The organism is Novosphingobium profundi, assembly GCF_020524485.1.
Classification (GTDB): Bacteria; Pseudomonadota; Alphaproteobacteria; order Sphingomonadales; family Sphingomonadaceae; genus Novosphingobium; species Novosphingobium profundi_A.
In genome coordinates this window covers 366,416-391,564 of the sequence record NZ_JAIVLF010000003.1, presented here as the reverse complement: position 1 = coordinate 391,564, position 25,149 = coordinate 366,416, and the positions used below count along the sequence as shown (strand labels likewise).

Below are 25,149 nucleotides of genomic sequence, written 5' to 3'. Positions count from 1 at the left end.
ACAGGCCGGGTCAGGGCAGCTGTCCCATGTCGTGGGGCATCGGCATCATGTTGGTGTTCAGGTGATGCATGACCCACAGCGAGCCGGAGAGGGCAATGACCACGATGATGATCGTGAAGATCAGGGCCATGACCGTCCAGCCGTTGTTGGACTTGGTGTTCATGTGCAGGAAGTAGATCATGTGAACGACGATCTGCACGATCGCGAAAGCCATGATGACGATGGCGGTGGTCGCCTTGTCGGCAATCGCGTCGGTCATCACCAGCCAGAAGGGAATGGCGGTGAGGATGACCGAGAGCAGAAAGCCGATCACGTAGTCGCGCATGGTGCCGTGGCCGGCGCCGTGGTCGTCGTGGTGATCTTCCGCGTGGGGGTTGGAGTGGTCGCTCATCACAGCATTCCCATCAGGTAGACGAAGGTGAAGACGCCGATCCAGATGACGTCGAGGAAGTGCCAGAACAGCGAGAGGCACTGCAGACGGCGCTGGTTGGCCGGGGTCAGGCCCTTCTTCGAAAGCTGCACGACGAGCGTGAACAGCCAGATCAGGCCGAAGGTGACGTGCAGGCCGTGGGTGCCCACCAGCGAGAAGAACGCGGTGAGGAAGCCCGAACGCCAGGGGCCGGCGCCCTCATGGATCAGGTGCGAGAACTCGTAGAGCTCGATGGCAAGGAACGAAGCGCCGAAGACGGCGGTGACCAGCAGCCACCCCTGCGTCGCGCGGACCTTGCCCTTTTCCATCACCAGCATCGCAAAGCCATAGGTGATCGAGGAGAACAGCAGCATCGCGGTGTTCACCGCGATCAGCGGCAGCTCGAACAGGTCCTTGGGGCCGGGCCCGGCGGCAAAGTTGCCGCCGAGAACGCCGTAGGCCGCGAAGAGCATCGCGAAGATGAGGCAGTCGCTCATCAGGTAGATCCAGAAGCCCAGCATGGTGCTGGCGCCTTCGGGATGGTGGTGCGGCTCCAGCTCGTAGAAGGCGGCGGTGCGCGCTTCGGGGCTGGCCGCGGTCGCGGTCGAGTTGGTCATGGTGTCCCGTGTCGTGGCGGTCATGGTTCAGGCTCCTGCGGGCAGGGGCTGGCCATGGGCCGCCGCTTCGGTTTCCGCGACTTCATCGGCAGGGATGTAATAGTCGCGGTTGTAGTTGAAGGTATGGGCGATCGAGTAGCCGACCATGCCCACGAAGGTGATCGCGGCGAGCCACCAGATCTGCCAGATCATGGCAAAGCCGAAGACCGTGGCGATCCCGCCGAGGATGATGCCGGTGCCGGTGTTCCTGGGCATGTGGATGTCCAGGAAGCCCGACTTGGGCGCGGCCACGTCGCAGCGCTTCATGTCTTCCCAGGCGTCAATGTCGTGGACGACCGGGGTGAACGCGAAGTTGTAGTGCGGCGGGGGCGAGGTGGTCGACCATTCCAGCGTACGGCCGCCCCAGGGGTCGCCGTCGCAGGCCAGTTCCTTGCGCTTCCAGATCGAGAAGGCGACCTGGAGGACGAAGGCGCCGATGCCCGCTGCGATCACCGCGGCGCCAATGGCGGCAATGATGAACCAGATGTGCAGGCTCGGATCGTCGAAGACGCGCATGCGGCGGGTAACGCCCATGAGGCCCAGCACGTAGAGCGGCATGAAGGCAAGGTAGAAGCCCACCACCCAGCACCAGAACGAAATCTTGCCGAGACCTTCGTGGAGCTTGAAGCCGAAGGCCTTGGGCCACCAGAAGTTGATGCCGGCAAAGACACCGAAGACGACGCCGCCGATGATCACGTTGTGGAAGTGGGCGATCAGGAACAGCGAGTTGTGGAGGACGAAGTCCGCCGGGGGAACGGCGAGCAGCACGCCGGTCATGCCGCCGATGGTGAAGGTGACCATGAAGGCAACCGTCCACATCATGGGCAGTTCGAAGCGGATGCGGCCGCGGTACATGGTGAAGAGCCAGTTGAACAGCTTTGCACCGGTCGGGATCGAGATCACCATGGTGGTGATGCCGAAGAACGAGTTGACGCTCGCGCCCGAACCCATCGTGAAGAAGTGGTGCAGCCACACGATGTACGACAGGATGGTGATGACCATCGTGGCGTAGACCATCGAGGTGTAGCCGAAGAGGCGCTTGCCGCAGAAGGTGGCGGTGATTTCCGAGAACACGCCGAAGATCGGCAGGATCAGGATGTAGACCTCGGGGTGACCCCAGATCCAGATCAGGTTCACGTACATCATGGCGCTGCCGCCAAGATCGTTGGTGAAGAAGTTGAAGCCCAGGTAGCGGTCCATCGACAGCATGGTCAGCACCGCGGTCAGGACCGGGAAGGCCGCCACGATCAGGATGTTGGTGCAAAGGGCGGTCCAGGTGAAGATCGGCATCTTCATCATGTTCATGCCCGGAGCGCGCATCTTGACGATGGTGCAGATCAGGTTGACGCCCGAGAGCAGCGTACCGACACCAGCGATCTGGAGCGACCAGATCCAGTAGTCGACGCCCACGTAGGGGCTGTAGGCGATGCCCGAGAGCGGGGGATAGGCCAGCCAGCCGGTTTGCCCGAACTCACCGATGAACAGCGAGGCCATGATCAGCACCGCGCCCGAAGTCGTCATCCAGAAGCTGAAGTTGTTCAGGAACGGGAAGCTGACGTCGCGGGCGCCGATCTGAAGCGGAACCACGTAGTTCATGAAACCGGTCACGAACGGCATGGCCGCAAAGAAGATCATGATCACGCCGTGGGCGGTGAAGACCTGGTCGAAGTGGTGGGCGTTGAGGTAGCCCTCGCTGCCCCCGAAGGCGAGCGCCTGCTGGAGGCGCATCATGATCGCGTCGGCAAAGCCGCGGATGAACATGACAAGGCCCAGCACCATGTACATGATGCCGATCTTCTTGTGGTCCACGCTGGTGAACCACTCCTTCCAGAGATAGCCCCAGACCTTGAAGTAGGTGAGGGCGGCGACGAGGGCGATACCGCCCAGCATCACGCCCGCGAAGGTGGCCCACACGATCGGGTCGGGTGGGATCGCGTCCCACCACAGGCGGCCCAATAGCGGGCTCCAGTGCGAATGATCTACGGCTTCGATTGCCATGGTCTTAGTTCCGGGAAGTCTTGGAGGGGCGAGCCAGCGTGCTCTGGGAGTCGTTCTGGCCAGCCAGCGAGAGCGACTGCGGGGCCGAGAGGCCGAACCCGGTCAGCGAGTTCTTGTCCTCGGGCGCCTCGACGGTGTTGTCGATGACGGCACCGGCTTCCTGTTCACACAGGGCGCGCACCCAGGCCAGCTCGCGGGTGAGCGCGGCGTCGGGATTGCGGGTCGCATCGAGAGCGGCCTCGCGGCCGTGCTTGTCGTAAGTCAGCATCTCGACGTTGTGGATGCCAGCCTTGCCGAGGCCGCCACGCGCGTCGATCGCCATCATCTCGCTCATGCACATCTTGCCGGGCTCGACGCACATGTCGACGATGCGGCCGTAAAGCTTGGCGTCGACGTTCGCGAAGTGCATCGCAGGAACGTTCTCGCTGGGCTTTTCGAGGTCGAGGTACGTGGGCGCATCCAGCGTGCCAGCCGCCTTCTCGCCGCCGTCCTTCACGTCGGCAACCCAGCTGGCAAAGCCAGCATCGTCAACCGAACGGACGGGGAAGCGCATGCCGGAGAAGCCCGCGCCCGAGTAGTTGGCGGAGAAGCCGACGAAATCGTCACCGGTGCGGTTCATGACCGCGTTGAGGCGGGTCTCCATGCCGGGCATGGCATAGATCTGGCCGGCCATCGCGGGCACGTAGAACGAGTTCATCACGCTTGAGGCGGTAATGCGGAAGTGCAGCGGGCGGTTGGTGGGAACGACCAGCTCGTTGACCGTCGCCACGCCCTGCTCGGGGTAGATGAACAGCCACTTCCAGTCGAGCGCGACAACGTCGACCTCGAGAGGTTCGACCTGCGCGCTGATCGGGGTTTCGGGATCGATTCGCCCGATGGTGCGATAGGGGTCGAGAAGGTGCGTGCTCACCCAGGTGAGGGCGCCCAGGCAGATGATGATGAGCAGCGGCGCGGCCCAGATGACCAGTTCGAGCTGGGTCGAGTGATCCCAGTCGGGCTGGTAGTTCGCCTCCTTGTTCGACGCGCGGTACTTGAACGCGAAGAACAGCGTCAGCGCAATGACGGGGACGATGATGAGCAGCATCAGGAGGGTCGATATGACGACGAGGTCCCCCTGCTGCTGCGCAACGTCACCCGCCGGCTTGAGCACGACGGTGTTGCAGGCGGAAAGGGCACCCGTCAGCGCCAGTGCGGCGGCAATACGGGTGACTGGGGCTCGGGGCGGCGCTACAGGACGGCGCGGCATCGTTCGGGACTCTGGAGAGCGCATGGCGCTGCGCCTAGGACTATGCTGCGGGAGCGAACATAGGACATTTTGTCCAATCCACTTGATGCGTATCAATGACGATAGGGCCACAGGTATCGACCCGGGCGCTCCGCGTGGCGCCTGAAAAATGATTCGTGCCTGCCGGTCCGCGCCAGGGCCGAACCAGTCATGACAGATGAAGGCCGCAGTATTGCAATGAGCACACTTAGTCCGACCCGCGAAGCCCTGGGGCTCCCAGCCTTGAAGGGGCACCACGAACCCTCGCCCGGCGAGATCGCGATCGGCGTGATCATCGGCCGTACGTCCGAGTTCTTCGACTTCTTCGTCTATGGCATCGCCTCGGTGCTCGTGTTTCCGTCGCTGTTCTTTCCTTTCGTGGATGCGCTGACGGGCACGATCTACTCCTTCGCGATCTTCGCACTGGCCTTCGTCGCCCGCCCCTTTGGTTCGGTCTTCTTCATGGCCATCGACCGCGCCTACGGCCGTGGCACCAAGCTGACCATCGCGCTGTTCCTGCTGGGCGGATCGACCGCGGCCATCGCGTTCCTCCCTGCCTACGAGACCGTGGGTGCCAGCACGATCTGGGCGCTCGCGCTGCTGCGCCTGGGCCAGGGCTTTGCGCTTGGCGGCACCTGGGACGGCCTTGCCTCGCTCCTCGCGCTCAACGCGCCCGAGGAAAAGCGCGGCTGGTACGCCATGATCCCGCAGCTTGGCGCGCCCTTCGGCCTGATGGTCGCCAGCCTGCTGTTCGCCTACATGGTGACCGCGCTCCCGGCCGAGGACTTCCTCGCCTTTGGCTGGCGCTTCCCGTTCTTCGTGGCCTTCGCGATCAACGTCGTCGCGCTCTTTGCGCGTCTGCGCATCGTGGTCACCGAGGAATTCCAGCACCTGTTCGACACCCGCGACCTCCAGGCCACCAGCATCAGCTCGACCCTGAGCAAGGCTGGCAAGACCATCGTTCTGGGCGCTTTTGCCCCGCTTGCCAGCTTCGCGCTGTTCCACATGGTCACCGTCTTCCCGCTTTCGTGGGTGTTCCTGTTTACCTCGGACACGCCGGTCAGCTTCCTTCTGATCGAAGCGATGGCCGCGGCCTTCGGCGTCGTCGCCGTGCTCGCCTCGGGCTACCTTGCCGACAAGTTCGGCCGCCGCACGCTGCTCGGCTCGTGCGCGGTCGCGATCGCCGTGTTCTCGGGCTTCGCGCCGCTCCTCCTTGATGGCGGCGCGATGGGCGAGATCCTGTTCATGGTCATCGGCTTCATCATCCTGGGCCTCGCCTTCGGCCAGTCCTCGGGTGTCGTCTCCTCCGAGTTCCCGACCGAGTACCGCTACACCGGCTCGGCGCTCACCAGCGACCTTTCCTGGCTTTTCGGTGCCGGTTTCGCGCCGCTCGTCGCGCTGCTGCTTTCGGCCAACTTCGGTCTCATGGCTTCGGGCGCCTACCTCTTCTCGGGCGCGGTCGCGACGCTGCTCGCGCTGTGGTTCAACCGCAGCCTCGCCAGCCGCCGCTAAGAGGCTCACGGCCTCCCTTCCGGGGGAGGCCGGCCACGACCAAGCATGAAAAAAAAAAGGCCCGGTTACGCTACCTGCGTAACCGGGCCTTTTCGTATGTCGGGAGAGAGTGCCGTCAGCCGGTCGGCTCAAGCACGATGTGCCCCAGCGCGGTGTTGGAGACCGGCACGTGGTAGTGGCGGTGCAGTGCCTTGGTCGCCTTGCCCAGCGCGCCGCGCATGATCAGCCACATGACCATCTCGATGCCTTCCGAGCCGGTCTCGCGCAGATACTCGACGTGCTCGATCATGCGCAGCTCGTCGGTGTCGCCGGTGAGCTTGTCGAGGAAGCGGTTGTCCCACTCCGCGTTGATGAGGCCCGCGCGCGGACCCTGCAGCTGGTGGCTCATGCCACCCGTGCCCCAGACCTGGACGTTGAGGTCTTCGGGGAAGCTGGCAACGGCGCGCGCGATGGCCTCGCCCAGCGCCCAGCAGCGGTTGCCCGACGGCGGCGGGTAGGTCACGACGTTGACCGCGAGCGGGATCACCTTGACCGGCCACTCGGGTACATCGCCGTACATCATGGTGAGCGGGACGGTCAGGCCATGGTCGACGTCCATCTCGTTGACGATGGTCATGTCGAATTCATCGAGGATCAGGCTCTGGGCGATGTGCCAGGCCAGGTCCGGGCTGCCTTCGACATCGGGCACCGGACGGGGGCCGAAGCCTTCGTCGCAGATCCCGAAACGCTCGCCGCACCCGATCGCGAAGGTCGGGATGATCTTCATGTCGAAGAAGCTGGCGTGGTCGTTGTAGACGAGGATGACGACGTCGGGCTTGGCCTCTTCCTTCATCCACTTGCGGGTCCAGTCGAACCCGTCGAAGGCGGGCTTGAAGATCGGTTCCTGGGTCTTCTTGTGGTCATGGGCAAAGCCCAGGACGGGGACGTGGCTGCAGCCGATTCCGGCGGTGATGCGGGCCATCGGGATCTCTCCTTTGAAACTTCAGGTCTTGTCTTTGATCGAGCGCGCGCCTTCGGGCGAGCGGCCGCCGCCGACCATCATCGCCTGGTACTCCTCGACGCTCATGCCGGTCATGGTGGAGACCGCCTGGACGAAGGAGAGGCCGTCGGTCGAGAAGACCTTGGCGAGAAAGTAGACGTTGCCGCCAAGGTCGAGCAGGCGGTTGTAGTCGCGCGCGAGCAGGGCTTCCTTCTGCTCCTCGCTCATCGGCCACTCATCCAGATAGGCGCGCTCGTCAGCCTTGAAGCGTTCGCGGTTCTCCGGCTTCATCAGGCTCATCGCGAACTGATTGAGGTGGTATCCGGCGCGCGCGCGCTTGGCGATGAACACGCGGGTGCCGGGAATGTCGTCGAATTCGGCCAGGTAGGACGCGACGTCGGTGACGCGGGTCATGGGCGGGTCTCCTCTCCATTGGGCCCGGGGAAGCGGACCGGTCTTGTCATGATGACCTCGACGCCCGCCATCCCGCGGGTGAGGGCAAAGGGCTTGTCGATGCTGACGCGCGCCTGCTGGACGCAGGGCCAGCCGAGGCACTCTTCGGCAAGGCGCTGGCCGAAGGTCTCGATCAGCGGGATGTGGACGAGCGCGAGCGCTTCGGCCGCGGCCACCACGCGGCGGTAGTCGACGGTCTCGTCGATCGCGGTGATGCCCGTGCCGGTCAGCTCCAGCTCGACGGTGAGGACGAGCGGCTGGCGCCGGCCCACCTCGTCGGGGTTGATGCCGATGTCGGCCAGGAGTTCCAGGTCGCGCACCCGCACGGTGGTGAGCGCGTGGGTGGTGACGCCGGTAAAGCCTTGCGGTGCAATCTGGTTCATGCCGGTTCGCTTTCGAGAGTGGCGCGCGCCGCGCTTACCGTGTTGGCAAGGAGGCAGGCGATGGTCATGGGGCCCACGCCTCCGGGCACGGGGGTCACCGCGCGGGCGTGTTCCAGCTCGTGCGTGGCGCAGTCGCCGACGATCTTCGTGTGGCCGTCGTGGTCGGTGACGCGGGTGATGCCCACGTCGATGACGACGGCGCCTTCCTTGACCCAGTAGCCGCGGACCAGATGCGGGGCACCTGCGGCGGCGACGATGATGTCGGCCTTGCGGGCGATGTCGGGCAGGCCCTTGGTCTCGATGTGGGTGACGGTGACCGTCGCCTCGCGTTCGAGAAGGAGCATCGCCACAGGCTTGCCCACGATGTTCGACTTGCCGATGACCACGGCATCAAGGCCGCGGTAGTCCTCGATCACCGAGTCGAGCAGCTTCATGATGCCCAGCGGTGTGCACGGGACAAGGCCGCCCGTGCCGGTCGAGAGGCGCCCGACGTTGACCGGGTGGAAGCCGTCGACGTCCTTGCCCGGCGTGATCCGGTCGAGGACCCGGCTGGCGTTGATGTGGGCTGGCAGCGGCAGCTGGATGAGGATGCCGTGGATGGCGTCGTCCGCGTTCATCGCGTCGATGAGCGCGATCAGCGCCTCCTCGTCGGTGTCGGCGGCGAGGCGATGCTCGATCGAGCGGATGCCCGCCTTCTCGCACTCGCGCACCTTGCGCCCGACATAGACTTCGCTGGCCGGGTCCGCGCCGACGAGGACGACGGCGAGGGCGGGGGAGATCCCCCGCGCCTCAAGGTCGGCCACGGCGGCCGTGGTCTCGGCGAGCATGGCCCGGGCCATGGCCTTGCCGTCGATACGCTCCGCCATCTGGGTCAGTCCTTGAAGACGACGGTGCGGGCCCCGTTCATGAAGACGCGGTCATCCAGATGCAGGCGCACGGCTTCGGCGAGCACGCGGCGCTCGATGTCGCGGCCCTTGCGGACCAGTTCCTCGGGCATGTCGGCGTGGGTCACGCGCTCCACGTCCTGGTGGATGATCGGGCCTTCGTCGAGGTCGGCGGTGACGTAGTGCGCGGTCGCGCCGATCATCTTGACGCCGCGGTCGAAGGCCTGGTGGTAGGGCTTGGCGCCCTTGAAGCCGGGCAGGAACGAGTGGTGGATGTTGATGCAGCGGCCCGAAAGGAACGCGGCGAGATCGTCCGAGAGGATCTGCATGTAGCGCGCGAGCACGATCAGCTCGGCTCCGGTCTCGTTCACGACCTGCTTGATCTGCGCTTCCTGTTGGGGCTTGGTGTCCTTGGTGATCGGCAGGTGGTGGTAGGGCAGGCCGTTCATCAGGGAGGTGTGGAGCACTTCCTTGGGGTGGTTGGAGACAATGCCGACCACTTCCATGCCCAGTTCGCCGATGCGGTTGCGGTAGAGAAGGTCCCCCAGGCAGTGGTCCCACTTGGAGACCATGAGCAGCACCTTCTTGGGCACCGCGTTGTCGCGAAGGCCCCACTCCATGTCGTCGGTCGCAACAGTCTCGGCGAAGCCCTTGGTCAGGCCCTCGACGGTCTGGCCTTCGCCGGGAATGAACTCGATGCGCATGAAGAACCGGCCCGAAAGCTGGTCATGGAACTGCTGCGCGTCGACGATATTGCCGCCGCGTTCGGCCAGAAACACCGAAACGGCGGCCACGATGCCGGCCTTGTCCTGGCACTGCAGGCGCAACGAATAGGTCGTGCTCACGGGGTGGGACTCCTCTCTAGAGATATTGTTGTTCTGTTTGGCGCGCCAGCGCTGGTAGGGCGGCACGCGGATGCCCGTCCCCGCGCGCTGCGGGGGACGGGCGGAAGATCAGTGGGACTTGGCGTAGTCGTTGATCCAGGCCACCGTCTTGGTGAGGCCGCCGAAGGGATAGAAGTGCAGGCGCACCGCGCCGTGCTCTTCGGTGAGGCCCTTCTCGATCTGGTCGACCAGCTTGTCCGGGCCCGCGGTGCCGATCAGCTTGGTGATCGAGATGCCGTACTTGGTCAGGACCGAGGCCGAAGCCCCCACGCCGCAGCGTGCGGCAAAGCGCATCAGGGTCTTGATGCCCGCCGGCCCCGGAATGCCCAGACGCACAGGCGCTGTGAGGCCACGCTTGCGCAGTTCGGCCAGCCAGGACAGGACGGCACCGGCGTCGAAGGCGAACTGGGTGACGATCAGCGGGGCCATGCCGCGCTTCTCGATCTCGTCGCACTTGGTCTGGAGCACGCTCCAGCATTCCTCGTCCGACATGTTGGGGTGGCCTTCGGGGTGGCCGCCGATGCCGATCGCCGTGATCCCGGCGTCCTCGAAGGCGCCGGTCGCGATCAGGGCGGAGCTGTCCGCGAAGGGCCCTTCGGGCTCGGACGGGTCGCCCGCGATGACGAAGCAGCGCTTCACGCCCGCTTCCTTGGTCACCGCCTTCAGGTACTCACGGAATTCGTCTTCGGAGACAATCCGGCGTGCCGAGAAGTGGGGCATCGGCTCGAAGCCGAGCTCGCGCACGAGACGCGCTGCTGCAATGCGGGCCTCGAAGGCTTCACCGGGCAGGAAGGTCACGGCAATCGGGGTGTCGGGCGCAATGCCGGGGGCGGCCTCGCGCAGCGACTCGATGTCCTTGGCGGTCATTTCAAGCGAGTAGCCTTCCACCATGTTGATGGCCGGACGCGCCCAGTTCGGATGGATGATCGGAGTGCTCACCGATTCTCTCTCCCTTCTCAGTCTTGTTGCATTACCCTCTAGCGGAGCGCGCTCGCTTCGTATAGATGAAAATTCATGGATACGAAAAAATGGGATGAGGAGGGCGCCGAAGCGCTCGTGATTCTGCCGGGTCTGTTGTGCGACTCGGGGATGTTCGGCGCGCAGCTCGACGCGTTTCCCGAAGCGATGGTAATCGATGGCTTTTATGGCGGCGCGAGCAGCCTGGAAGCTATGGCCGATTACGTGCTCGACCGTATTGCTCCGCGCGTATCGCTGTTTGGCCATTCCATGGGCGCGCGCGTCGCGCTCGAGGTCTGCCGTATGGCCCCCACGCGCGTTGTGCGCCTGGCGCTGGCCGACACGGGCATCCATCCCGTGCGCGAGGGTGAGCCCGCCAAGCGCCACGCGCTGCGCGACATTGGCCGCACGCAAGGCTTCGGCGCGCTTGTCGACACCTGGCTTCCGCCGATGATCGGCCCTGAACGCCGCGAAGATGCCGATCTCTATCAGGCGCTGCGCACGATGTGCCTGCGCGCCGGGCAAGAGGTCTTCGAAGCGCAAATCGAGGCGCTTCTGCACCGTCCCGATGTCGAAGACGTGCTGACTTCGCTGACCTGCCCTGTCGCGCTGATGGTGGGCGAGGACGATGCCTGGGCGCCGCCCGCGCAGCACCAGGACATTGCCGATACCATCGCGCCCCACTGGGCCGATCCCTGTCCGCTGACGGTGATCCCCAAGGCCGGCCACATGGCCCCGGCCGAGGCACCCGAGGCTTTCAACGCGGCGCTGCGCCGCTGGCTCAAGGCCAGCGTCGACGCGCCGTCCGCCGCCTGAAGTTCACACACGAACCCAAACAACAACCAACCAACCTGAAAGGCATAGCTGACATGACCGGACAAACCCTTCAGCAGCTGCTCGACGAAAAGGGAGATATCGTCGAGTTCCTGCGTAACCAGCAGACTGGTCCCAACGTCTATCCGGGCGTTCCGGGCGAATACTCGAACTGGCGCGACGAACAGCGCGCCTGGGCCGAGACTGCGGTGCTCTTCAACCAGAGCTTCCACATGGTCGACCTTCTGGTCACCGGCCCCGACGCCTTCGAGATGCTTTCGTACCTCGCGCCCAACAGCTTCAAGGGCTTCAAGCCGAACCGCGCCAAGCAGTTCGCGCCGGTTACCCCGGAAGGCTACGTCATCGGCGACGTCATCCTGTTCTACCTCGAGGAAGAGACTTTCGAGCTCGTCGGCCGCGCGCCGACCATCGAATGGGTCGAATACTGGGCCCAGACCGGCAAGTGGAACGTCAAGATCGAGCGTGACGAGCGCACCGCCGCGCGTCCGGCCGACCAGCAGGGCTACCGCCGCAACTATCGCTTCCAGCTTCAGGGCCCCAACGCCATGAAGACGCTGGAAAAGGCGATGGGCCAGACCCCGCCCGACCTCAAGTTCTTCCACATGGCGCCAGTCATGATCGACGGTGTCGAAGTGCGCGCGCTGCGTCACGGCATGGCCGGCCAGCCGGGCTACGAACTGTTCGGTCCCTGGAAGGACTACGACAAGGTGCGCACCGCGCTCCTGGCGGCGGGTGAGGAATTCGGCATCCGTCCCTCGGGCGGCCGTACCTACAGCTCGAACACTCTGGAATCGGGCTGGATTCCCTCGCCGCTGCCCGCGCTCTACACCGGCGAAGGCTCCAAGGGCTTCCGCGAATGGGCCGGCGCCAAGTGCTATGAGGGCATGACCTCGCTGGGCGGCTCGTTCGTCTCGGACAACATCGAGGACTACTACCTCAACCCCTGGGAACTGGGCTACGGCATCATGGTCAAGTTCGACCACGATTTCATCGGCCGCGAAGCGCTTGAAAAGATGGTCGACCAGCCCAAGCGCAAGAAGGTCACGCTCGCGCTCGACAACGAAGACGTGATGCGCGTCCAGTCCTCGATGCTGACCAAGGGCGCGCCGCGCGCCAAGTACATGGACTACCCGAGCGCGGTCTACGCGATGCACCCCTACGACATGGTGCTCGATGCCGACGGCAAGATGGCCGGTATCTCGACCTGGATCGGTTACACCCAGAACGAGGGCCGCTTCCTCTCGCTCGCCATGGTCGATGAAAGCATCGCCGAGCCGGGCACCGAAGTGACGCTGGTCTGGGGCGAGCCCGATGGCGGCACCCGCAAGCCCACCGTCGAGCCGCACGAGCAGACCCAGATCAAGGCGGTCGTCGCCTCGGTTCCCTATTCGGAAGTCGCCCGCGACAACTACGCCGACGGCTGGCGCACCAAGGCCAAGGCCTGAACGAACACCCGAACACTCTGGCGAGTGTGAGAGAGGAGGGGCTGCCGGGACACCGGTGGCCCCTTTTTCGTGACGCTGCGTGGGCTGGCTAGTAAGGGTGGGAAGCGGAACGTCCGATCACGGTCTGGTAAAGTAGATTGTCGCCGCGTGCGTGAGCATCCAACTCTTCGTCATTCCCGCGAAGGCGGGAATCCAGTCAGCGCAGCGCTTCAAAACCCAGATCAGTGGCCAGATCGCGCCACTGCGCATTGCCTTCCTCGATCAGCCGGAGCTTCCAGCCCCGGTTCCATTTCTTGATCCGCTTCTCTCGCTTGATCGCATGTTCCATCGTGGCGTGCATTTCGAACCAAACCAGAAGCTTGGTTCCATAACGCGTGCTGAAGCCATCGAAATGATGGCTGCGGTGCTGGGCGACGCGGTGGATCAGATTCGACGTAACTCCGGTGTAGAGCGTGCCGTTTCGGCCCGAGGCAAGCATGTAGACTGAGGGCGCGAAGGTATCCTTCATGGCGAGGTTGCTACTGGATTCCCGCCTTCGCGGGAATGACGAAGGCGGTGAAAGGTTGGCAAGCCGCCTGTTCTGCCTGCTGTCCGTCCAACACGGGGCGCAAGCAGCAACTCGTATTGTAAGGCAGAACCTATTTCTCAGGCGGGCAGTCTGCCTTGCCCCAAGCACAAGCGAGCTAACACTTCGTACCCGAGGCCCGATGCGAAAGCCGAGCCAGACAGTTCCGGGAGCCCGAGGGCGATGGCCTTCGGAATCTCTCATCTGCCTACTTCACGCCGAAAAACTCTCCGCGATGGTCTTGAGCGTTTCGCCTGCGCTCGCTTCGACACTGGCGTCGCAGCGCACTACGGGGATGGCGACGGCGAGTGAGCCGACGACCTGGCCCGCGTCCCTGAGCACCCGTCCAATGCCGCAGATGCCCGGCGTATACTCGTTGCGGGTGACGGCAAAGCCCTGTTCGCGGGTGCGCGCCAGTTCCTCGCGCAGTTGGCCTTCGTCGATGATCGTGTTGGCCGAGAACTGCGCGCGCAGGGTTCCGGCGAAATAGGCGCTGAGTTCATCCTCGGAAAGCGTGGCGAGGATCGCCTTGCCCGCAGCCAGGCAATGCATCGGGGTCAGCGCGCCGACCGCAATGGAATAGCGCAGGGTGTGCTCGGCGGTCTCGGTGATGATCGCCTCGATCTGCCAGTCGCGCCGCACGAAGAACGAGGAGGTCTCGTCAAGCCGCATGCGCAAGGTGCGCACCAGTGGGCGCACGCGCTCGACCAGCGGCAGCCCTTGCGGGGCAAGGCGCAATCGGTCGAGCCCGCTGCCCGGCTGGTAGAGACGTCCTGCACGCACAAGGTACTGACGGTCGACGAGCGTGCCCAGGAGGTAGGACAGGCTGCTGACGGGGATCGACAGCGCCTGCGAGATTTCCTGGGCGACGACGCCGGTGGGATGGGCCACGACATATTCGATGATGTCGAGCGTGCGCATGGCCGACTTGACGGCGCCGCCCGAGCCCGTCCCCCCTGTGGTGGCCATTGTGGGTCTACCTTTCCTTCGCGTTATCTCAGAATGTCATCAGGCCGCGGCGCTCGGCGAACTTCCAGCCCTCGGACGTGCGCACGAAGCGATCCTCGAACGAGCCGACCTTGGGCACGCTCTCGCCGGTGAAGAGCAGCATCGCGCTCTCGCCGATGGCGGTGTCGGCATCAAGGACGGTAATCTCGACGTTGGAGCACACGTGGCGGGTGGTGCGCGCGGCGCGGGCGGTGAAGGCTGCGAGGATGGCCTCGCGCCCCTCGATCCAGTCGTCCGGGGCGGACGGGCGCGCCATGCGCCCGTCCTTTGCATAGAGCGCGACCACTGCCTCCCAGTCCGCCGCATCGTTGCGGTTGGCGTAGCGGGCAACCAGCTTGGCGCAATCGTGCTCGATCGCGCGCACGGTTTCGGGCGTGAGGTCTGCGCTCATGCGGGGACCCCGGCGCGGGCTTCGGCGATGTCGGCGCCTTCGCGCAGCGCGCGCAGCTTCTTCCAGGTCACGTCCGGGTCGATCTTGCCATAGCCCGCGAAGGTGCCAAAGCCGCAGTCGGTGCTGGCCACCACGCGGTCCACGCCGACAATGCCGATGAAACGCTCAAGGCGCTGGGCGATCAGTTCGGGGTGCTCGACATAGTTCGAGCAGGTGTCGATGAGGCCGGGGGCGAGCAGTTTGTAGTCGGGCAGCTTGGCATCGCGCCAGACCTTCCATTCATGCTCGTGGCGCGGGTTCGCCGCCTCGAACAGGACGGTGGCGGGGCGCGCGGCGATCACCGTGTCGATGATCTTGGAAAGGTCGATGTCGCAGTCGTGCGGGCCCTCGTAGTTGCCCCAGCATACGTGCATGCGCAGGCGTTCGGGCGCGATGTCGGCGGTGGCCGCGTTGAGCGCCTCGACATTGGCCGCGGCGGTCTTGAGGAATTCGGCTTCCTCCTGGTCCTGGTAGCCGGTGTGGCGCGACATCGCGAGGTCGGGGCAGTCGAGCTGGATGTCGAAACCGGCCGCGACGATGGCCTCGTACTCGGGCTTCATCGCATCGACGAGGTCGGCGAGGTAGGCCTCGTGGCTGGGGTAGTGGCGGTTGACCTGGAAGGCAGTGACAAGCCCGGGCGAGGCCGCGTTGAGGAAGCCGCGCACGCCGGGCTTGCCGTACTTGTCGAGCGCGTTGCGGAAGCGGCGGATGTCCTCGTGCAGCGGCTCGAGCGTCTTGAGCCGGACCGGCCCGATGCACGAGGCGCGGGTGAACTCCTGGCTGCCCATCATCGCGGACAGCTTCTTGGAAAGATCCGGGTGTGCGGCGAGATCGGCGGCGGGCTTGCGGTCGATGTGTCCGCCAAAGCCGGTCAGGCGTTCGATCATGTAGGTCGAGTAGCCGACCTTGCCGAGCTCCCCGTCGCTGACGATGGTGACGCCGCATTCGACTTGCTTGCGGACGCCTTCGTCGACGGCGGCTTGCACCACGCGGTCGAATTCGGCAGCGTCATAGGCCTCGCCCTTGTCGCGGGCGAGCAGCAGCGGCGTCAGTTCGCTCCCGCGCGGCAGGCTGCCGACGTGGGTCGTGTCGATCGTCATCAGGGGCTCTCCTTGTTGGCTCCTCTCAGTCCTGTGAGGTCATGCCATTTTTTCACAAATGTGTATAGCTTCGCATCCATGAAATATACTATGCCCGCCGCAGTGAGGGCGGGAAACTGCGAGAGGATATTGAAATCATGACCGAAATGGCAAAGGCCGCGATCTGCACCGGCGAAGGTAGCGCGTTCGAATTCGCGGATGTGACCCTGGACGCGCTGCGCAGCGACGAAGTGCGCGTGCGCATCGTCGCCTGCGGGATCTGCCACACCGACCTTGCGGTGCGCGACCGCCAGTTGCCGGTGCCTTTGCCCATCGTGCTTGGTCACGAAGGCGCAGGGATCGTCGAGGCCGTGGGCGAGGGCGTGACCGTCGCCAAGCCGGGTGACCGGGTGGTGATGAGCTTCCACTCCTGCGGCGAATGCCCCAGCTGCGCGGTCGACGCGCCGACCTATTGCTACGACTTCTTCCCGCACAACTGGTCGGGCGCGCGCGCCGATGGCAGCCCCACGCTGTTTCGCGACGGCGAGCCGCTTCACGGCAACTTTTTCGGCCAGTCAAGCTTTGCCACCCACGCCATCGCGCACGAACGTAATGTGGTGAAGGTGCCCGAGACGATGGACGAGGTACCGCTCGACGTGCTCGCCCCCATCGGCTGCGGCCTGATGACGGGCGCGGGCGCGGTGCTGCGCTCGATGCAGGTGCGCAAAGGCCTGCCCATTGCCATCTGGGGCGCCGGGACCGTCGGAATGGCCGCGATCATGGCCGCGAAGATTGCAGGCGCAGACCCCATCATCGCCATTGATATCCACGATTCCCGGCTGGAGATCGCGCGGGAACTCGGCGCCACCCACACTATCAACGGGCGCGAGGACGTGGCCGCGAAGATCCGCGAGCTGTGCCCGCAGGGGCTGGGCTATGCGTTTGATACGACCGGCGTGAACACGCTGATCGAAGGGGCGTTCCACCTGCTCGCACCGATGGGTATCCTGGGCCTTGTCGGCGCGTCCGACCCGGCCGATACGCTCACGCTCAACGAGGCCGAACTGATGGGCGGTGGGCGCCGCGTCATGGGAATCCTTGGTGGCGACAGTGATATCGTGACCTTCCTGCCCGAGCTTATGGAGCACTACCGCGCCGGGCGTTTCCCCTTCGACCGTCTGATCGGCCACTTCGCGTTTGAGGATATCAACGCGGCTATCGCGGCGAGTGAAAGCGGCGAGGTAATCAAGCCGGTCTTAAGGATTTCCGAAGAACAGTAAGGAAGGGATGATTCAAGGGGCCATCGCCCCTTGGACCCCGGAATCGGCGACCTCACCAGTCTTCACTAACGTGGCGCGCGAGAGGTGAGGCAGACATTATGGGGAGCCCGAGGGCGATGGCCCTCGGAATCATCTTTTTCATAAACCCGAACGAAAAAGAGCCGCTCCTTCCGGGGCGGCCCTTTCTTCATGTCGGTGAAAAGGGTGGATCAGGCCGGTTCGGCTTCGAGGTTCACCGCATTGATGATGTGCGCCTGGGTGTATTCCATGAGGCCGGCCGTGCCGTGCTCGGAGCCCAGGCCCGACTGCTTGGAGCCACGGAACGGAATGTTCGGGTCGATGGCGAGGTGCTGGTTTACCCAGACCGTGCCCGAATTGATGCGGCGGGCAACGTCCATGGCGCGCAGCTGGTCCATGCCCCAGACGGTACCGCCGAGGCCAAACGGGCTGTCGTTCGCGCGCTGGATGACGTCCTCGATGTCGTCATAGGTGAGGACGGGGAGGACCGGACCGAACTGTTCCTCGGCCACAAGCGGGGCGTCGTCGGAAAGGCCGCCGATGACGGTCGGCGCGATGAAGTAGCCGGCCTTGTCGGGCTTCGCGGCCTCGGCGATGAGCGTGCCGCTCGCCTTGGCGTCCTCGATCATGGCGAGGACCTTGTCGTACTGCATCTTGTTCTGGACCGGGCCCACGGTCGCGCCCTGCTTGGAGCCGTCGTCGACGACGGCGGCCTTGGTCAGCTTGGCGATTTCGGCGCAGAATTCGTCGTACATCGCGGTCGGCACGTAGGCACGCTTGATCGCGACGCAGATCTGGCCCGCGTTCGCCATGGCGCCGTTGTAGACCTTTTCTGCGGCGACCTTGGCGGGGACGTCATCGAGGACGATTGCGGCGTCGTTGCCGCCCAGTTCCAGCGTCACGCGCTTTACGCCTTCGGCGGCGGACGCCATGACCTTCTTGCCGGTCGCGGTCGAACCGGTGAAGGAGACCTTGGCGATGTCCGGGTGGCCGGTGAGCTTGGGGCCGAGCTCGTTCTGGTCGCACACGACGTTGAAGACGCCCGCGGGCAGGATGTCGGCGGCCAGTTCGGCGAGGAGCAGCGTGGTGAGCGGGGTCGTCGGCGCGGGCTTGGCGACCATCGTGTTGCCGGTGATGAGGCAGGGCGCCATCTTGCCCACGAGCAGGATCACCGGGAAGTTCCAGGGGGTGATTGCGGCGCACACGCCCAGCGGCGTGCGGTGTTCGATGATGGTGTTGCCGCCTTCATCGCGCATGGTCTGGTCAGGCAGGCGCATCGCGGCGATGGCGCGGATGGTGTAGATGCTGCCGCCGATCTCGTACATCGCCTGGTCGAGCGGCTTGCCCTGTTCGGCGGTGAGGAGACGGCCGAATTCCTCGTGACGCGCTTCCATCGCGTCGGCCAGCTTGTTGAGATAGGCCTGACGCTCGTCGGCGCTCAGCGCGGCCCAGGCCGGCTGGGCCGCCTTCGCTGCGGCCACGGCTTCGTCGAGCATGGCTTCGCTGGCGCGCGGGCACTGGGCGAAGGACTCTTCGGTCGCCGGGTTGACGACGTCGAAGGTGGACACGCCGTCGACGAGTTTGCCGTCGATCAGCAGCTTGAAATCGGTTTTCACGATCGCTCTCCTTGTTTAGCGTCGATGCTACAGGGAATCTTTCCCGCTGTCAGGCGCATTGACGCGAAGTCCCTTTCTCTCGGGCGCGGCTTTATGTACGCCTGGGATACAAAGATGGCAAGGTGTGGGGTGAACGGGAAATGAAGGTGGGAGGCGATCTTGCCGGGCAGTTGGGTTACCAGGTTCAACTGGTCCATCCGATGGCGCACGAAGCCGCGCGTGCGGCGCTCGAGCACCTTGATATCACGCCCGCGCGCGCGACCGCGCTTCTGCTCATTCGTGCCAATCCGGGATGCTCGCAGTCGGCGCTCGGCGGCGCCCTCAACGTCAACCGGTCGAGCGCGATGAAGATCGTCGACCTGCTCGAGGGGCGGGGCCTGATCCGGCGTGCGCCGAGTGCGGACCCGCGTGCCCATGCGCTGGAACTGACCGCCAAGGGGGAGCAGTTCGCGGCCGATGTCGACGTGGCGCTGGCGGAGAACGAGCGGCGCTTCTTTGGCGTACTAAGCGCGGCCGAACGCAAGTCGCTTCTGGAAATGCTGCAGCGGCTGCACCATCGCGAGCCATAATTCGTTACGCGCACGAGGGTGTTGGCGGCGCGCAATCGGCTTGCGTGCTATGTATCCCTAGGATACAAAGATGGCGCTTGCCGGAAAAGACCGGAAGCCTTGCGCCGTGCCCGTGGGGAGGCGCGCGAACCAGATGGGAGAGCACTGAAGTGTCCGTGCAGGAAGCCGCCGTACAGGATCGTGTCGCCAGAGCCGCGATCGACCGCCTTCTCAACCCGCGCAGCGTCGCCATTGTTGGAGCCTCGGACCGTCCGGGCTCGCTGGGGGCGTCTGTCCTCAAGAATCTGGTCGAGGCGGACTTCCCGGGTGACATTCATCTCGTCAATCCCAAGCGCGAGGAGATCGGCGGGCGTCCGTGCGTTCCCGATGTGTCCGCGCTGCCCGACGGGATCGATGCGGCCGTGCTCGCGATCCCGCAGGGCGCGGTGCTCGATGCGGTGAAGGCGCTGGCGCAGCGTGGCTGCGGCTCGGCGGTGATCTTCTCGGCCGGATTTGCCGAGGACGGCGCCGAAGGGCTGGCCCGGCAGGAAGAACTGGCGCGCGTGGCGCGCGAGGCGGGGATGGTCATCGAAGGGCCCAACTGCCTTGGCCTCGTCAATTTCGACGCTAACGTCGCGCTGACGTTCGTCGAACTGCCGCCCGCCCGCGCCAAGGGCGCGAAGAAGGTGGGCGTGGTCTCGCAATCGGGCGCGATGGCCGCCGTGCTGGCCACCACCATGATCGCGCGCGATGTACCACTGTCCTGCTATATCTCGACCGGCAACGAGGCCGCGAGCGGGGTCGAGGACTATCTCGACTATCTCGCCGGCGACGAGGACACCTCGGTCATTGCCATGATCGTCGAGCATTTCCGCAAGCCCATGGAGTACCTGGAAGCCGTTGAACGTGCGCGGGCCAAGGGCAAGACCGTTGTCCTGCTGCACCCGGGGTCGAGTGAGGCTGGGCGCGAGAGTGCGGCCACCCACACCGGCGCCATGGCGGGCGACCATGCGGTGATGGAGACCCTCGTCACCCATGCGGGCGTCATCATGGTCGAGGGGTTGGAGGAACTGGGCGACGTGGCCGAGATCGCGCTGCGGTGTCCTACGCTTCCGGGCCCCGACCTGGCCGTGGTCTCGGAATCGGGCGCGCTCAAGGCGATGATGCTCGATGGGGCGGAGAAGCTTAGCCTGCCGCTGCCCAAGCTGACGGACGCGGACAGTCCGGCGCTGCGCGAGGCGCTTCCCGTCTTCGTGCCGGTCAGCAATCCGCTCGACATCACGGCGCAGGGGCTTGTCGATTCCACGCTCTACAACCGTACGCTGGCCGCGCTCGGCAGCGATGATCGGATCGACACGATCCTCGTGCCGCTGATCCAGACCGATACCCACACCAGCCACATCAAGTTCGCCGCCGTGGCGCAGGCCGTGGGCGAGCTTGGCGGGGCCAAGCCGGTCGTGGTGGCGGGCGTCGACGAGGGTGGGGGCGTCCTTGACGACGATATCGCGGCGCTGCGCAAGCTCGGTGTGCCCTATTTCCCGACCCCCGAACGCGCGCTCAAGGCGCTCGCGCGTTTGGCCCACAGTCGCACCGGCGAGCGTGCTGGAACCGCACCTGCGCCAATTCGCATCGACGGTCCGGCGCCGGGCGAGGTGATCCCGGAATACCGGGCCAAGGCGCTTCTCGCGCCCCACGGCGTGCTCTTCTCGCCCGGCGAACTGGCGACCAGCGCCACCGAGGCGCGCGCCATTGCCGAGCGGATCGGCTACCCGGTCGTGCTGAAGGCACAGGCCGCTGCACTCAGCCACAAGAGCGATGCGGGCGGCGTCATCATCAACATCGCCGATGGCGATGCGCTGGAGGCGGCCTGGAGCAAGATGCAGGGCGATGTCGCCAAGGCACGTCCCGGCCTCGAACTCGATGGCCTGCTCGTCGAAGGAATGGGCCCGCGCGGGGTGGAGATGATCGTCGGGGCCAAGCGCGATCCCAGTTGGGGGCCGGTGCTCCTCGTCGGCTTTGGCGGCGTGGCGGCGGAATTGCTGCACGATGCCGTGCTGCTTGCTCCCGACCTCACGCGCGAGGAAATCAAGGCGAAGATCCGTACACTGCGCATGGCGCCGCTGCTGGAGGGCTTCCGCGGGGCGCCCAGGGCCGACCTCGACGCCCTTGCGGCCACAGTCGAGGCGCTGGGCGCTGTCGTGCGGGGGACCCCCGAGATTGGCGAGCTCGATCTCAACCCGGTCTTGGTGCTGCCCGAAGGGGAAGGTGCGCTGGCGCTCGATGCGCTGATTTCAGGCTAAGCAAAGTAGATTCCGAGGGCCATCGCCCTCGGGCTCCCCGAACTGTCGACCTCACCTTTCGCGCGCTGCGGTGGCTGCGACAGGTGAGGTTGCCCATTTGGGGGTCAAGGGGCGATGGCCCCTTGAATCTCTTCTTCTTGCCTACACACGAAAAAAGCCGCCTTCCCAATGGGAAAGCGGCTTTTCCTTTAATTCAGGAGAGCGTCAGCTGTCGGCCTTGGCGCGGTCCTTGTCGTAGGCGCCCAGGCCCGGCTTGTAGCTCTTTTCGTCGATGAACTGGCGGATGCCTTCCTTGCGGCCCTCGGTCTTGTCGTGGAAGTTGCAGGCTTCCTGCATGCGCACGAGGTAGTCCTCGGCCTCGTCGTAGGTCATCATGCCCACGCGGCGCACGGCGTCCTTGGCGAACTTGAGCGTGACCGGATTCTTCTCCAGCATCATGTTGGCGATCTCGGAGGTGCGGGCCTTGAGCTGGTCGGCGGGCACGCTCTCGTTGACGAGGCGCATCGCGCTTGCCTGCTTGCCGTCGATGAGGTCGCCGGTCAGCGTCAGCCACATGGCGTCACGCATCGGCAGCAGGTCGACCACGACCTTCGTCACGCCGCCGCCGGGCAGGATGCCCCAGTTGATCTCGGAGAGGCCGAACTTGGCATCGTCCGAACAGATCGCGAGGTCGCAGGCGAAGAGCGGACCAAAGCCGCCGCCAAAGCACCAGCCGTTGACCATCGCGATGGTGGGCTTCTGGTACCAGCGCAGGCGGCGGAACCAGCCGTAGCTTTCCGACTGCGACTTGCGCACGCCGCGAAGGCCGTTGGCCTCGGTCTCACGGAAGTATTCCTTGAGGTCCATGCCCGCCGACCAGGCCGTGCCTTCGCCGCCGAGCACGAGAGCGCCCACGTCGTCGCGGAACTCCAGTTCGTCGAGCACTTCCATCATGCGGCGGTTGAGCTTGGGGCTCATCGCGTTGCGCTTGGCCGGACGCGAGAAATAGACCCAGGCGACGCCGTTCTCGACCGTGTAGGTGACGGTATCGGCTTGCTCTTCACTCATCCTTGTCTTCCTTTCCTTGCAGGCTCTCCCGGCCTGACGTTTTATGTATCCTCAGGATACAATATCGGAAGCCACGATCAAGCGAAACCGTCACCGTGCGTCGTGGGACGCGTCCCGTCAGTCGCGCGGGCCCACATTGGGGGCGTAGGCGCAGATCTTGTTGCCATCCGGATCGCGCAGGTACGCGCCGTACATGTTGCCCGGCGAATTGGGGCGAAAGCCGGGGGCGCCCTCGCTGCTTCCCCCGGCCGCGATCCCGGCGGCGTGGAAGGCATCGACCGCGTCGTAGTTTGCGGCACCCAGGCCCAGCGTGTGGCCATTGGCAAAGGTGGCGGGCTGTCCGTCGGCGGGCGGGGCGATCACGAGCGCGCCGCCCTCGGAGGGGTAGACATAGCCGATGTCGCTGAAGGGCTGGGCCCCGTAGCCCAGCGCGCCCAGCGCCGCGTCATAGAACGCCTTGGACTTGGCAAGGTCGTTGCTGCCGAAATAGACGTGGGTGAACATGGAATTCCTCTTTTGTGTCGGGGTTTGGTGTCAGGCCTGCTCGGGGGCGGCGCTGCGCGAAATGGCAAGGACGATCACCAGCATCAGCGCGAATGCGGACCCGAGGACCACCGTCAGCGGCTGGAGCGATACCGGCGGCCAGAGGGTGACCGCCGCGCTGGCGAGGGCGGTGACGGCGAGCTGGATCGTACCCAGGAGCCCGGCCGCCGCGCCAATACCTTCGCGCACCGAATCGAGCGCGCTCGTCGCCGCCGGGGTCAGCACCAGGCCCGCGATCATGAAAAGCAGGACGGAGAAGATCTGGAACCCGGCGAGCGGCACGCTGCCAGGCAGAAGCGCCGAAGCAAGTCCAAGCGTGGCGGTGATGGCAAGAGCCCCCAAGGCGGCGCGCAGGGCCAGGCGGCTGGCCCCCAGGCGCTTGAGCAGATGCGGGGCAATCTGGGTTGCGACAATCGACATGCCCGCGTTCACCGCGAGCAGCACGCTGAACCAGACAGGAGCAAGGCCATAGACGCCCGAGTAGACAAAGGGAGCGGCCGTCACGAAGGCGAAGGGGACCGTGGTGGCAAGACCCGCGACCACGGCCCAGCCAACGAACCGCCCGTTGCCAAGCAGCGCGGCGAAGGCGCGGGGGAGCCCGCTCCAGTCGGGCGCGCGGTTTTCGGGCGCCAGTGTCTCGGGGAGGAACAGGACGACGCAGATCGCGGCCAGCAGGCCTGCGCCCGAGAGGATCACGAAGAGCCCGCGCCAGGACACGAACTGGAGGAGGCCGCTGCCCAGGAGCGGTGCCAGCATGGGCGAGATGCCTATGATGAGGAAGGTGAAGGCCATGAGCCGTGCCGCGTGGTGGCCCCGGTGCAGGTCACGGATGATCGCGCGCGCGCTGCTGGTGCCCGCACAGGCGCCCATGCCCTGTACGAAGCGCAGCGCCACGAGCTGGTCCAGGCTGGTCGCGAGGCTACAGGCGAACGAGGCGAGGATGAAGAGCGCAAGGCCGAAGATGAGAGGCGTGCGGCGCCCGAAGCGATCCGCCAGCGCGCCGATCGGTATTTGCGCGAAGGCAAGGCCGAAGAAGAAGGCCGAGAGCGTGCGCTGCACCGCGTTCTCATTGCCCTGCAGCGCGCCCGCCATCTCCGGCATGGCCGGCAGATAGAGGTCGATGGCGAAGGGGCCGAGGGCGGAGAGGAAGCCCAGCGCGATGCCGAAGCCGAGCGTGGGTTTGCCGCTCGCCGGGGCGGCTGGGCTCTGGGGGGTGGTGGAGGTCATGTGGCCATCGTCCTGGCCGGTCGGTGCATGCGCGCGTCGGTCATCATAATAACGAATGTTATAGTATGTGTAGCCAACGAGGCAAGGCGCACGTGCACCCTTCGCGGCCGCGATGGCGCGGAAACGAATGGTGTAGGGTGGTATGGAGGGGGCAAGCCGCCGGCCAGGAAGGGGCCTTGTGCGGCCCGGCGATCAGGCCTCGTCGGCGGGGCGGGTGCGTTCGAGGAAGAGCGATTGCCCTTGCGCGTCGGTGGCTTCCAGGGTCGTGATCAGCGTGCTCAGGATGTGGTCGAACATGGCCACTTCGTGGGGCTTGAGATCGGAGAGGAGATAGTCGGCCACGCGCTCGGTCTGCGGGCGCATGATCGTATAGAGGCGATGGCCTTCCTCGGTCAGTGTAAGCCGCTTGCGACGGCGATTCGTCTCGTCCCGCTCAACCTTGACGCGGCCATGTTTTTCCAGAGCAGAGACCGCGCGCGAGACGCTCATCGCGTTGACGCCGGTACGTTCGGCCAGTTCGTGGCTGGCCGAATGTGGGTAGCGCCCGATCAGCATCAGCATGCGGAACTCGTTGATGCTGATCTTGTACTGGTGCTCCAGATTGACCGAGAACGGGGTCATCAACCGGTTCGACAGCTTGAGCAGGCGGTGAAGGATCTCCGCGTGCGGGCTCGATGTTTCCATCGCCTCCAGCGCGGCGGCGTCAGTTCCATCTCCCAAGGATTCCTGATCGGTGTCAGCCATTGGCGGACATTTGGGCAGGAGCTTTGTCGGTTGTCAAGATAATCACGAATGTTACTTATCGCCGGAGGGATGAGGAGTGAAATTTC

General features: G+C 65.2%; 25 protein-coding genes. 6 read left to right on the top strand and 19 right to left on the bottom strand.

Translation table 11 applies throughout. The features are described 5' to 3' along the window. Positions 1 to 10: 10 nt before the first annotated feature. The 4 genes from cyoD to cyoA are packed head-to-tail and all read right to left on the bottom strand — an operon-like array spanning position 11 to position 4,333. On the bottom strand, positions 11 to 391 hold the full coding sequence (gene cyoD, locus LC060_RS08030) for a cytochrome o ubiquinol oxidase subunit IV (protein WP_039391053.1): 381 nt from the start codon (positions 389 to 391) through the stop codon (positions 11 to 13). Continuing rightward, positions 391 to 1,026 (bottom strand): cytochrome o ubiquinol oxidase subunit III, encoded by a 636-nt coding sequence (cyoC, locus tag LC060_RS08025; RefSeq protein ID WP_148628997.1) that lies wholly within the window; start codon positions 1,024 to 1,026, stop codon positions 391 to 393. The genes cyoD and cyoC overlap by 1 nt, the downstream gene beginning before the upstream one ends. 27 nt (positions 1,027 to 1,053) lie before the next feature. Beyond that, complete coding sequence (gene cyoB / locus LC060_RS08020) at positions 1,054 to 3,063, bottom strand: cytochrome o ubiquinol oxidase subunit I (RefSeq protein ID WP_226634335.1); 2,010 nt, start codon at positions 3,061 to 3,063, stop codon at positions 1,054 to 1,056. Positions 3,064 to 3,067: 4 nt separating this feature from the next. Further along, the gene (gene cyoA / locus LC060_RS08015) at positions 3,068 to 4,333 is read right to left on the bottom strand and encodes a ubiquinol oxidase subunit II (RefSeq protein ID WP_226634333.1); all 1,266 of its coding nucleotides are present in this window, start codon (positions 4,331 to 4,333) and stop codon (positions 3,068 to 3,070) included. Positions 4,334 to 4,525: 192 nt separating this feature from the next. Between cyoA and LC060_RS08010 the strand changes: the two genes are divergently transcribed. Beyond that, positions 4,526 to 5,839, top strand: a complete 1,314-nt coding sequence (locus LC060_RS08010; protein ID WP_226634331.1) for an MFS transporter — start codon at positions 4,526 to 4,528, stop codon at positions 5,837 to 5,839. A gap of 115 nt (positions 5,840 to 5,954) precedes the next feature. Here the strand turns inward: LC060_RS08010 and LC060_RS08005 are convergent, their stop codons facing one another. The 6 genes from LC060_RS08005 to LC060_RS07980 all read right to left on the bottom strand — a co-directional run bounded on the left by LC060_RS08005 (position 5,955) and on the right by LC060_RS07980 (position 10,361). Further along, positions 5,955 to 6,800, bottom strand: a complete 846-nt coding sequence (locus LC060_RS08005; RefSeq protein WP_226634329.1) for a class III extradiol dioxygenase subunit beta — start codon at positions 6,798 to 6,800, stop codon at positions 5,955 to 5,957. Between the two features lie 21 nt (positions 6,801 to 6,821). Beyond that, positions 6,822 to 7,232: a protocatechuate 4,5-dioxygenase subunit alpha gene (gene ligA / locus LC060_RS08000; protein ID WP_148628824.1), complete on the bottom strand. Its 411-nt coding sequence runs from the start codon at positions 7,230 to 7,232 to the stop codon at positions 6,822 to 6,824. Continuing rightward, the gene (locus LC060_RS07995; protein ID WP_226634328.1) at positions 7,229 to 7,654 is read right to left on the bottom strand and encodes a dihydroneopterin aldolase; all 426 of its coding nucleotides are present in this window, start codon (positions 7,652 to 7,654) and stop codon (positions 7,229 to 7,231) included. The genes ligA and LC060_RS07995 overlap by 4 nt, the downstream gene beginning before the upstream one ends. Beyond that, positions 7,651 to 8,520 (bottom strand): bifunctional 5,10-methylenetetrahydrofolate dehydrogenase/5,10-methenyltetrahydrofolate cyclohydrolase, encoded by an 870-nt coding sequence (locus tag LC060_RS07990; RefSeq protein WP_226634326.1) that lies wholly within the window; start codon positions 8,518 to 8,520, stop codon positions 7,651 to 7,653. The genes LC060_RS07995 and LC060_RS07990 overlap by 4 nt, the downstream gene beginning before the upstream one ends. Positions 8,521 to 8,525: 5 nt before the next feature. Next, positions 8,526 to 9,383 carry a formyltetrahydrofolate deformylase gene (gene purU, locus LC060_RS07985; RefSeq protein ID WP_226634323.1) on the bottom strand — a complete coding sequence of 286 codons (858 nt, stop codon included), beginning with the start codon at positions 9,381 to 9,383 and terminating at the stop codon, positions 8,526 to 8,528. A 108-nt stretch (positions 9,384 to 9,491) separates the two neighbouring features. Beyond that, on the bottom strand, positions 9,492 to 10,361 hold the full coding sequence (locus LC060_RS07980; RefSeq protein WP_226634321.1) for a methylenetetrahydrofolate reductase: 870 nt from the start codon (positions 10,359 to 10,361) through the stop codon (positions 9,492 to 9,494). Between the two features lie 75 nt (positions 10,362 to 10,436). Between LC060_RS07980 and LC060_RS07975 the strand changes: the two genes are divergently transcribed. Next, entirely contained in the window at positions 10,437 to 11,195 is a 759-nt protein-coding gene (locus tag LC060_RS07975) for an alpha/beta fold hydrolase (RefSeq protein WP_226634319.1), read from the top strand. A 53-nt stretch (positions 11,196 to 11,248) separates the two neighbouring features. Beyond that, positions 11,249 to 12,658, top strand: coding sequence for a syringate O-demethylase (gene desA, locus LC060_RS07970; protein WP_226634317.1), 1,410 nt, complete (start codon positions 11,249 to 11,251; stop codon positions 12,656 to 12,658). 196 nt (positions 12,659 to 12,854) lie between these two features. On the opposite strand, the gene LC060_RS07965 is transcribed toward desA, so the two are convergent. From LC060_RS07965 to LC060_RS07950, 4 genes are all read right to left on the bottom strand, one after another. Further along, positions 12,855 to 13,166 carry a GIY-YIG nuclease family protein gene (locus LC060_RS07965; RefSeq protein WP_226634315.1) on the bottom strand — a complete coding sequence of 104 codons (312 nt, stop codon included), beginning with the start codon at positions 13,164 to 13,166 and terminating at the stop codon, positions 12,855 to 12,857. A gap of 270 nt (positions 13,167 to 13,436) precedes the next feature. Next, the gene (locus LC060_RS07960) at positions 13,437 to 14,192 is read right to left on the bottom strand and encodes an IclR family transcriptional regulator (RefSeq protein ID WP_226634313.1); all 756 of its coding nucleotides are present in this window, start codon (positions 14,190 to 14,192) and stop codon (positions 13,437 to 13,439) included. A gap of 28 nt (positions 14,193 to 14,220) precedes the next feature. After that, positions 14,221 to 14,622 carry a nuclear transport factor 2 family protein gene (locus LC060_RS07955; protein ID WP_226634311.1) on the bottom strand — a complete coding sequence of 134 codons (402 nt, stop codon included), beginning with the start codon at positions 14,620 to 14,622 and terminating at the stop codon, positions 14,221 to 14,223. After that, entirely contained in the window at positions 14,619 to 15,761 is a 1,143-nt protein-coding gene (locus LC060_RS07950) for a cobalamin-independent methionine synthase II family protein (RefSeq protein WP_226634309.1), read from the bottom strand. Before LC060_RS07950 ends, LC060_RS07955 begins: the two co-directional genes overlap by 4 nt. Positions 15,762 to 15,898: 137 nt before the next feature. Between LC060_RS07950 and LC060_RS07945 the strand changes: the two genes are divergently transcribed. Further along, positions 15,899 to 17,020, top strand: a complete 1,122-nt coding sequence (locus tag LC060_RS07945) for an NAD(P)-dependent alcohol dehydrogenase (protein WP_226634307.1) — start codon at positions 15,899 to 15,901, stop codon at positions 17,018 to 17,020. A 209-nt stretch (positions 17,021 to 17,229) separates the two neighbouring features. Here the strand turns inward: LC060_RS07945 and LC060_RS07940 are convergent, their stop codons facing one another. Beyond that, on the bottom strand, positions 17,230 to 18,654 hold the full coding sequence (locus LC060_RS07940) for an aldehyde dehydrogenase family protein (protein ID WP_226634305.1): 1,425 nt from the start codon (positions 18,652 to 18,654) through the stop codon (positions 17,230 to 17,232). Positions 18,655 to 18,794: 140 nt separating this feature from the next. Between LC060_RS07940 and LC060_RS07935 the strand changes: the two genes are divergently transcribed. Beyond that, positions 18,795 to 19,223 carry a MarR family winged helix-turn-helix transcriptional regulator gene (locus LC060_RS07935; protein WP_226634303.1) on the top strand — a complete coding sequence of 143 codons (429 nt, stop codon included), beginning with the start codon at positions 18,795 to 18,797 and terminating at the stop codon, positions 19,221 to 19,223. 149 nt (positions 19,224 to 19,372) lie between these two features. Continuing rightward, the gene (locus LC060_RS07930) at positions 19,373 to 21,502 is read left to right on the top strand and encodes an acetate--CoA ligase family protein (RefSeq protein WP_226634301.1); all 2,130 of its coding nucleotides are present in this window, start codon (positions 19,373 to 19,375) and stop codon (positions 21,500 to 21,502) included. A gap of 204 nt (positions 21,503 to 21,706) precedes the next feature. On the opposite strand, the gene LC060_RS07925 is transcribed toward LC060_RS07930, so the two are convergent. The 4 genes from LC060_RS07925 to LC060_RS07910 all read right to left on the bottom strand — a co-directional run bounded on the left by LC060_RS07925 (position 21,707) and on the right by LC060_RS07910 (position 25,063). After that, positions 21,707 to 22,549 carry a p-hydroxycinnamoyl CoA hydratase/lyase gene (locus tag LC060_RS07925; protein WP_226634299.1) on the bottom strand — a complete coding sequence of 281 codons (843 nt, stop codon included), beginning with the start codon at positions 22,547 to 22,549 and terminating at the stop codon, positions 21,707 to 21,709. Between the two features lie 117 nt (positions 22,550 to 22,666). Beyond that, positions 22,667 to 23,053: a VOC family protein gene (locus LC060_RS07920; RefSeq protein ID WP_226634292.1), complete on the bottom strand. Its 387-nt coding sequence runs from the start codon at positions 23,051 to 23,053 to the stop codon at positions 22,667 to 22,669. Positions 23,054 to 23,083: 30 nt separating this feature from the next. Further along, positions 23,084 to 24,319, bottom strand: a complete 1,236-nt coding sequence (locus LC060_RS07915) for a multidrug effflux MFS transporter (protein ID WP_226634291.1) — start codon at positions 24,317 to 24,319, stop codon at positions 23,084 to 23,086. 192 nt (positions 24,320 to 24,511) lie between these two features. Continuing rightward, positions 24,512 to 25,063 (bottom strand): MarR family winged helix-turn-helix transcriptional regulator, encoded by a 552-nt coding sequence (locus tag LC060_RS07910; protein ID WP_226634289.1) that lies wholly within the window; start codon positions 25,061 to 25,063, stop codon positions 24,512 to 24,514. Positions 25,064 to 25,149 lie beyond the last annotated feature (86 nt).